Annotated in this window: 7 protein-coding genes; 6 read left to right on the top strand and 1 reads right to left on the bottom strand. The window is 68.1% G+C overall.

Going from position 1 to position 6861, the window contains the following annotated elements; translation table 11 throughout:
- The first annotated feature begins 68 nt into the window (after positions 1-68).
- The 4 genes from tsf (at position 69) to ABZV91_RS27745 (ending at position 3733) form a co-directional block, all read left to right on the top strand.
- A complete protein-coding gene (gene tsf, locus ABZV91_RS27760; RefSeq protein WP_039825845.1) occupies positions 69-893 on the top strand; it encodes a translation elongation factor Ts in 825 nt (274 codons plus the stop codon).
- Positions 894-1163: 270 nt separating this feature from the next.
- Complete coding sequence (pyrH, locus tag ABZV91_RS27755; RefSeq protein WP_355247735.1) at positions 1164-1892, top strand: UMP kinase; 729 nt, start codon at positions 1164-1166, stop codon at positions 1890-1892.
- A gap of 50 nt (positions 1893-1942) precedes the next feature.
- Positions 1943-2500 (top strand): ribosome recycling factor, encoded by a 558-nt coding sequence (frr, locus tag ABZV91_RS27750; protein WP_355247732.1) that lies wholly within the window; start codon positions 1943-1945, stop codon positions 2498-2500.
- A 264-nt stretch (positions 2501-2764) separates the two neighbouring features.
- Positions 2765-3733, top strand: coding sequence for a phosphatidate cytidylyltransferase (locus tag ABZV91_RS27745; protein WP_355247748.1), 969 nt, complete (start codon positions 2765-2767; stop codon positions 3731-3733).
- A 17-nt stretch (positions 3734-3750) separates the two neighbouring features.
- Here the strand turns inward: ABZV91_RS27745 and ABZV91_RS27740 are convergent, their stop codons facing one another.
- Positions 3751-4140: a lipopolysaccharide assembly protein LapA domain-containing protein gene (locus ABZV91_RS27740; RefSeq protein ID WP_355247729.1), complete on the bottom strand. Its 390-nt coding sequence runs from the start codon at positions 4138-4140 to the stop codon at positions 3751-3753.
- Between the two features lie 129 nt (positions 4141-4269).
- Between ABZV91_RS27740 and rlmN the strand changes: the two genes are divergently transcribed.
- Both rlmN and lhgO read left to right on the top strand, forming a co-directional pair.
- Positions 4270-5379, top strand: a complete 1110-nt coding sequence (gene rlmN, locus ABZV91_RS27735) for a 23S rRNA (adenine(2503)-C(2))-methyltransferase RlmN (RefSeq protein ID WP_355247726.1) — start codon at positions 4270-4272, stop codon at positions 5377-5379.
- 175 nt (positions 5380-5554) lie between these two features.
- A complete protein-coding gene (gene lhgO, locus ABZV91_RS27730; protein ID WP_355247724.1) occupies positions 5555-6766 on the top strand; it encodes an L-2-hydroxyglutarate oxidase in 1212 nt (403 codons plus the stop codon).
- Positions 6767-6861 lie beyond the last annotated feature (95 nt).

Here is a 6861-nt window from a genome sequence, read left to right as displayed (position 1 = left end):
GTCACGGCTCGCCGAGCCGTGACCACCACCGCCCGGTATCAGACTTTCTCGAAGGAGGCTCGCCCCCGATGGCGAACTACACCGCCGCTGACGTGAAGCGGCTGCGGGAGCTCACCGGCTCCGGAATGATGGATTGTAAGAACGCGCTGGTCGAGACCGAGGGCGATTTCGACAAGGCCGTCGAGCTGCTGCGCATCAAGGGCGCCAAGGATGTCGGCAAGCGTGCCGAGCGCACCACCGCCGAAGGCCTGGTCATCGCCAAGGACGGCGTGATGGTCGAGATCAATTCCGAGACCGACTTCGTCGCCAAGAACGCCGAGTTCCAGGCGCTGGCCGATAAGATCGCCGCCGCCGCGGCGGCGGCGAAGCCCGCCGATGTGGACGCGCTCAAGGCCGTGGCGCTCGACGGCCAGACCGTGGACGAGGCCCTGCAGGCGCTGGCCGCCAAGATCGGCGAGAAGCTGGAGCTGCGTCGCGTCGTCTCCCTGGACGGCCCGGTCGCCACCTACCTGCACAAGCGGGCCTCGGATCTGCCGCCCGCCGTCGGCGTGCTGGTGGAGTACACCGGTTCCGGTGAGGCCGCCGCCGAAGCTGCCCGTGGGGCCGCCATGCAGGTCGCCGCGCTCAAGGCGAAGTACGTCACCCGCGACGAGGTTCCCGCCGATATCGTCGAGAACGAGCGGCGCATCGCCGAGCAGACGGCCCGCGAAGAGGGCAAGCCGGAAGCCGCGCTCCCGAAGATCACCGAGGGCCGCGTCAACGGTTTCTTCAAGGACGTCGTCCTGCTGGAGCAGCCGTCGGTGACCGACAACAAGAAGACCGTCAAGGCGCTGCTGGACGAAGCCGGTGTCACGGTCACCAAGTTCGCCCGCTTCGAGGTCGGCCAGGCCTGAGCCGATCCTCGACTCCGGAGGAAACCCCCGTCGCGGTGGACGCGGCGGGGGTTTCGTTCTGAGATCGGGCCGCAGGGGTCCCTGGTACCGAGGCGCGTGGGCGGGTAGGGCAGGATAGAGGCCGCTTTCCGTTGGTGCCGCGCCCGGGGTGCCACCTCACGCTCGGACCGGGCCGGCAGCGGGCGGTGCCGGGCCTCGGCGTCCGCGCCCGCCACCACGATGAGCACGACCGACCGCGAACACACCGATTGCCGAAGGAGACGCCAGCCGATGACGTACCCGGGGACCGACCGCCCAGGATATCGACGGGTACTGCTGAAACTCGGCGGTGAGATGTTCGGCGGCGGCGCGGTGGGGCTGGACCCCGACGTGGTGGAGACCGTGGCGGAGCAGATAGCCGAGGTCGTGGGCTCCGGTGTGCAGGTCGCGGTCGTGATCGGTGGCGGCAACTTCTTCCGCGGCGCCGAACTCGAGGAACGCGGGATGGAGCGGGCCCGGTCCGATTACATGGGCATGCTCGGTACGGTGATGAACAGCCTGGCGCTGCAGGACTTCCTCCAGCAGCAGGGTGTGGACACCCGGGTGCAGACAGCCATCACCATGGGCCAGGTCGCCGAACCCTACCTGCCGCTGCGCGCCAAGCGGCATCTGGAGAAGGGTCGCGTCGTGATCTTCGGCGCCGGTATGGGAATGCCGTACTTCTCCACCGACACCACCGCCGCGCAGCGCGCGCTGGAGATCGGGGCGGAGGTGGTGCTCATGGCCAAGGCCGTCGACGGCGTGTTCAACGCCGATCCGCGGCTGGATCCCGACGCCACCATGTACCACGAGATCACGCACAAGGAAGTGATCGAACGCGATCTGAAGGTCGCCGACGCGACGGCGTTCAGTTTGTGCATGGACAACCAGATGCCCATGCTGGTGTTCAATTTGTTGACCAAGGGCAATATCGCCCGGGCGGTGGCCGGTGAGAAGATCGGCACATTGGTTCGATCCTGATACCGCGGGCCCGCGGGTCATGACGATGACGACGCAGTGGAGGAACGGTCGTGATTGAAGAAGCGCTCTTCGACGCCGAGGAGAAGATGGAGAAGGCCGTCTCGGTGGCGAAGGACGATCTCGGCAGAATCCGTACCGGGCGCGCGAATCCGGGGATGTTCGCCCGGGTGGTAGTCGACTATTACGGAGCGCCGACCCCGATCACCCAGATGTCGAGTATCACCGTGCCGGAGCCGCGGATGGTGGTGGTCAAACCCTACGAGCAGGCGCAGCTGGGCCCGATCGAAACCGCGATCCGCAATTCCGACCTGGGCGTGAACCCGACCAACAACGGTGACATCCTGCGGATCAGCATTCCGCAGCTCACCGAGGAGCGCCGCCGGGAGCTGGTCAAACAGGCCAAGCAGAAGGGCGAGGACGCCAAGGTCGCGATCCGCAATGTGCGCCGTAAGGCCATGGAGGAGCTGGGCCGGATCCAGAAGGACGGCGAAGCCGGCGAGGACGAGGTCGGGCGCGCCGAGAAGGAACTGGACAAGACCACCGCCAGATACGTCGGCCAGATCGACGACCTGGTGAAGCACAAGGAATCCGAACTGCTCGAGGTCTGAAGCGGCGGCCGGGCGGTGAGCCCGTCGTCTCCGCGGTGGTACCTTGCGCAGGCGTGCCGGTCGTGGCCGGTGCGCGGGACGTCCGAAGCGGCACGAGCGGTAGGTGCCGCGCGGAATACGGTGTTCGTAGGAACGGGCACCGGCTCGGTAATTCAGCCGGCCCTCCGGCCGGCGAACTGCCGCACAATGGGAACAGCGGAGCGAGTGACGCCCGCAACGGGTGGGAACGAACGGAACGACGACGAGTTGAGCGACGGGACAATCGTGGCCGAGAAAGCCGCCGCGACCGGTGCGGCCCGACCGCAGCCGCCGGCCGAGGGCATATCCGAACCGACACCGGCACCGACGGGAGCGCCCGGGGCGGCCGGAGCGCCTGGGGCCGCCGGAGCGCCCGCGGGCGCCGAACCCCGGCGGTCGCGCGCGGGCCGGAACCTACCCGCGGCCCTGGCGGTCGGCTCGACCCTCGGGGTGTTGTGCATCGCCGTCCTGCTGTTCGTACCCAAGGTGTTCATCGGTGTCGCCGGCGTCGCGGTCGGTATCGCCACCTGGGAGGTCGCCAAGCGGCTACGGGAAGCCGATGTGCTGGTGCCCCGGACGCCGTTGATCGTCGGCGGTCAGGCGGTGTTCTGGTCGGGCTGGCCGTTCGGGCCGGGCGGCGTGACCGGCGCCTTCGCGGCGACAGCGCTGGTCTGCATGGTGTGGCGGCTGTTCGATCACGGTCTGCGCACGGCCCCGCGCAACTTCTTGCGCGATACCGCCATCACGGTGTTCACCCTGGCGTGGATCCCGCTGCTGGCATCGTTCGCGGTGCTCCTCCTGCTCGAGGAGCCGGACGGCAATCTTCGGGTACTGACCTTCATGATCCTGGTGGTCTGCTCCGATGTCGGCGGCTATGTCGCCGGGGTGCTGTTCGGCCGCCATCCCATGGTGCCCTCGATCAGCCCGAAGAAATCCTGGGAGGGTTTCGGCGGGTCGCTGGTCTTCGCGATCATCGGCGGGCTGCTCACCGTCACGCTGCTGCTCGAAGCCAATTCCATGATCGGCGTGGTGCTCGGTATCGGCCTGGTCGTTGTGGCGACGCTGGGCGATCTGGTCGAATCCCAGATCAAACGTGAGCTGGGCATCAAGGATATGGGCACCATGCTGCCCGGGCACGGCGGCATCATGGACCGGCTCGATTCGATGCTGCCCTCGGCGTTCGTGTCCTGGCTGGTGCTCAGCACCCTGCTCTGAGCATGCTCCGAGGCCGGTCAGTCGCGGTGTACGGCACGGCGCAGCTGGACGATGCGGACCCCACCCACCAGTGCCATCACCAGGGCTCCGGCGATCACCGACAGCAGGATTGTCACACCCAGCGGTAACGAGAAGTTCCAGAAGAGCATCTCCACCTCGGTGCTCTCCGAATTCTGCAGGATGAAGATCAGCAGGACGATGCCGAGCAGCGCCGCCACGATCAGCGCGACCCAGGCGTTGCCCACCCGGGATTTCTCCACCTCTTTGCGTCGATGAGTATCGGCCGCCGATTTGCGGCCGGTAGCATCGGGTGCGGGTTTCCGTCCGGTGGGTGCGGCCGGTGGGGTCGTGGGTGGCTCTTTCGGCAGCGCGCGGGTCTCGGGTGTCGGTTCGTCAGAAGTCGCCATATGTCGATGATTGCCGACAGCTATCGACTGCGCACGGATTTCCGGCCCGCCGGTCGATATCGGCCCGGCTCTCGTCGCGCGGTGGCTCGGCACGGGTCACATTCATCGAGATGACACACTGGTAGGACTATGACCGTCTCCTTGCCCCTGGTTTTCGACGCCCCGCGCCGCGGTATGCCGCCGCGCCATCTGGCCGACCTCGACGCCGACGGCCGTCGGGACGCGATGCTCGAGCTGGGCCTGCCGAAGTTCCGCGCGGACCAGGTCGCGCGCCAGTACTACGGGCGGTTGCAGGCCGATCCGGCGGAGATGACCGATCTACCGGCCGCGGTCCGGGAGAAAGTGGCGGAGGCGTTGTTCCCGCCGCTGCTCACTCCGATCCGGCAGATCGCCTGTGATGCCGGGGAGACCCGGAAGACGCTGTGGCGAGCCGGGGACGGGACCCTGCTGGAAAGCGTGCTCATGCGTTATCCGGATCGGGCCACCCTGTGCATCTCCAGCCAAGCGGGCTGCGGTATGGCCTGCCCCTTCTGCGCGACGGGGCAGGGCGGGCTGAACCGGAACCTCTCGACCGCCGAAATCGTCGATCAGGTCCGCGCCGCCGCGGCCGATCTGCGCGACGGCGCTGTCTCCGGCGGTCCCGGGCGCCTGTCGAATATCGTGTTCATGGGAATGGGCGAGCCGCTGGCGAACTACAAGCGGGTGGTGAACGCGGTACGCCGCATCACCTCGCCCGCCCCCGACGGTCTCGGTATCTCGCAGCGCAATGTGGTGGTGTCGACGGTCGGTCTGGCTCCCGCGATCCGCAAACTCGCCGATGAGGACCTCTCGGTGACGCTCGCGGTATCCCTGCACACCCCCGACGACGAACTGCGCGACACCCTGGTTCCGGTGAACAACCGCTGGCCGGTGTCGGAGGTGCTCGACGCCGCTCGCTACTACGCCGACAAATCCGGCCGGCGGGTATCCATCGAGTACGCGCTGATCCGGGATATCAACGACCAGCCGTGGCGCGCGGACATGCTGGGCCAGAAACTGCACAAGGCGCTGGGCCCCCGGGTGCACGTGAATGTCATTCCGCTGAACCCCACCCCCGGTAGCAAATGGGATGCCAGCCCCAAACCGGTGGAGCGGGAGTTCGTGCGCCGGGTCGAAGCCCAGGGTGTGCCGTGTACGGTGCGTGACACCCGTGGTCAGGAGATCGCCGCGGCCTGCGGTCAGCTGGCGGCGGAGGGCTGACTTCGCGGGCGCACGGGAGTGTTTCACCGTGGGGTGGTCCGGTGGCGCTTGTGGGTGGCCCGAGACCACCCGACCTGAAACCATGCCTGCATGAGCACCCCCTCCGGTGCTGGAACAGCCATGGCTGCTGGAGAAGGGCCGGGTGCGGCCGAACGTGATGTGAGGGAACCGATATATGGGTGAGCAGGTCGTCGCGATCGTCGGGGCCGGGATCGTGGGACTGGCGATCGGGCGGGAACTCGCCCGGCGGCGTCCCGATGACCGAATCGTGGTGCTGGAGAAGGAAGATCGGGTCGCAGCGCACCAGACCGGCCACAACTCGGGGGTGGTGCACGCCGGGATCTACTATCGGCCGGGGAGTTTGAAGGCGGTGCTGTGCGCGCGGGGGCGGTCGCTGCTGCGCGAGTACTGCGTCGAGCGGAACCTGCCCTACGACGAATGTGGCAAACTCGTCGTCGCGGTGGACGACGACGAAATGCCCCGGCTCGAGGCCCTGCGGGCGCGGGCCGGTGATAACGCGGTCCCCGGGTTGAGACGGGTGCATCGGGCGGAGATCGCCGATATCGAGCCGTTCGCCGCCGGGATCGCGGCACTGTATTCGCCGCGCACCGCCATCACCGATTTCCGCCGGATCGCGGAGTCCTTCGCCGCGGATCTGGTGGAGTCCGGTGGCGAGGTGCGTCTGTCGTGCGCGGTGGACGGGATCGCCCCGGCCGTGACGGGAATCGAGATCAGGACGGGTGACGACATGCTGCGCGCGGATCGGGTGATCGTCTGCGCGGGGTTGCACGCCGATACGGTGGCCGGCCTGGCGGGCGCCGCCCCCGGCCCGCGGATCGTGCCGTTCCGGGGCGAGTACATGAATGTGGTCGGCGACAAGGCGGATATGGTGCGCGGGCTGGTGTATCCGGTACCCGACCCGCGGTACCCGTTCCTGGGGGTGCATTTCACCCGGCGGGTGTCAGGGACGGTGGAGGTCGGCCCCAACGCGGTGCTCGCGTTCGCCCGAGAAGGCTATCGGCGCCAGGACTTCTCGGTGCGTGACCTCGCCGACACCGTGCGCTGGCCGGGATTCCGCCGGATGGCGCGGCAGCACTGGCGTACCGGGATCGAGGAGATGTACGGCTCGCTGTCGGTGGCCGCGTATATGCGCAGGGCACAGCGCTACATTCCGGCCATCGGCGCCGCGGATGTGGTGCGGGGCGGTACCGGGGTCCGGGCCCAGGCCCTCGACGCGGACGGCAGCCTCGTCGATGATTTCCGGATCGACCGGCTCGGCCCCGTCACGGCTGTGCGCAATGCCCCGTCACCGGCGGCGACCTCCTCGCTCGCGATCGCCGAATACATTGTCGACGTCATCGACGGCAAGGACACCACAGCGCGTTAGAGGCCCGCCCCGGCACGACTCGGCCCGGGGGCCGGCGCCCCCTTCGCCTACGCCGCGAAGTGATCACGAACCGCGCGACCACATCATCGGCCGCG

The sequence above is a fragment of the Nocardia sp. NPDC004568 genome (assembly GCF_040609955.1).
GTDB lineage: Bacteria > Actinomycetota > Actinomycetes > Mycobacteriales > Mycobacteriaceae > Nocardia.
The sequence above is the reverse complement of the archived record's forward strand: the minus strand, read 5'-3'. Positions and strand labels throughout refer to the sequence as shown.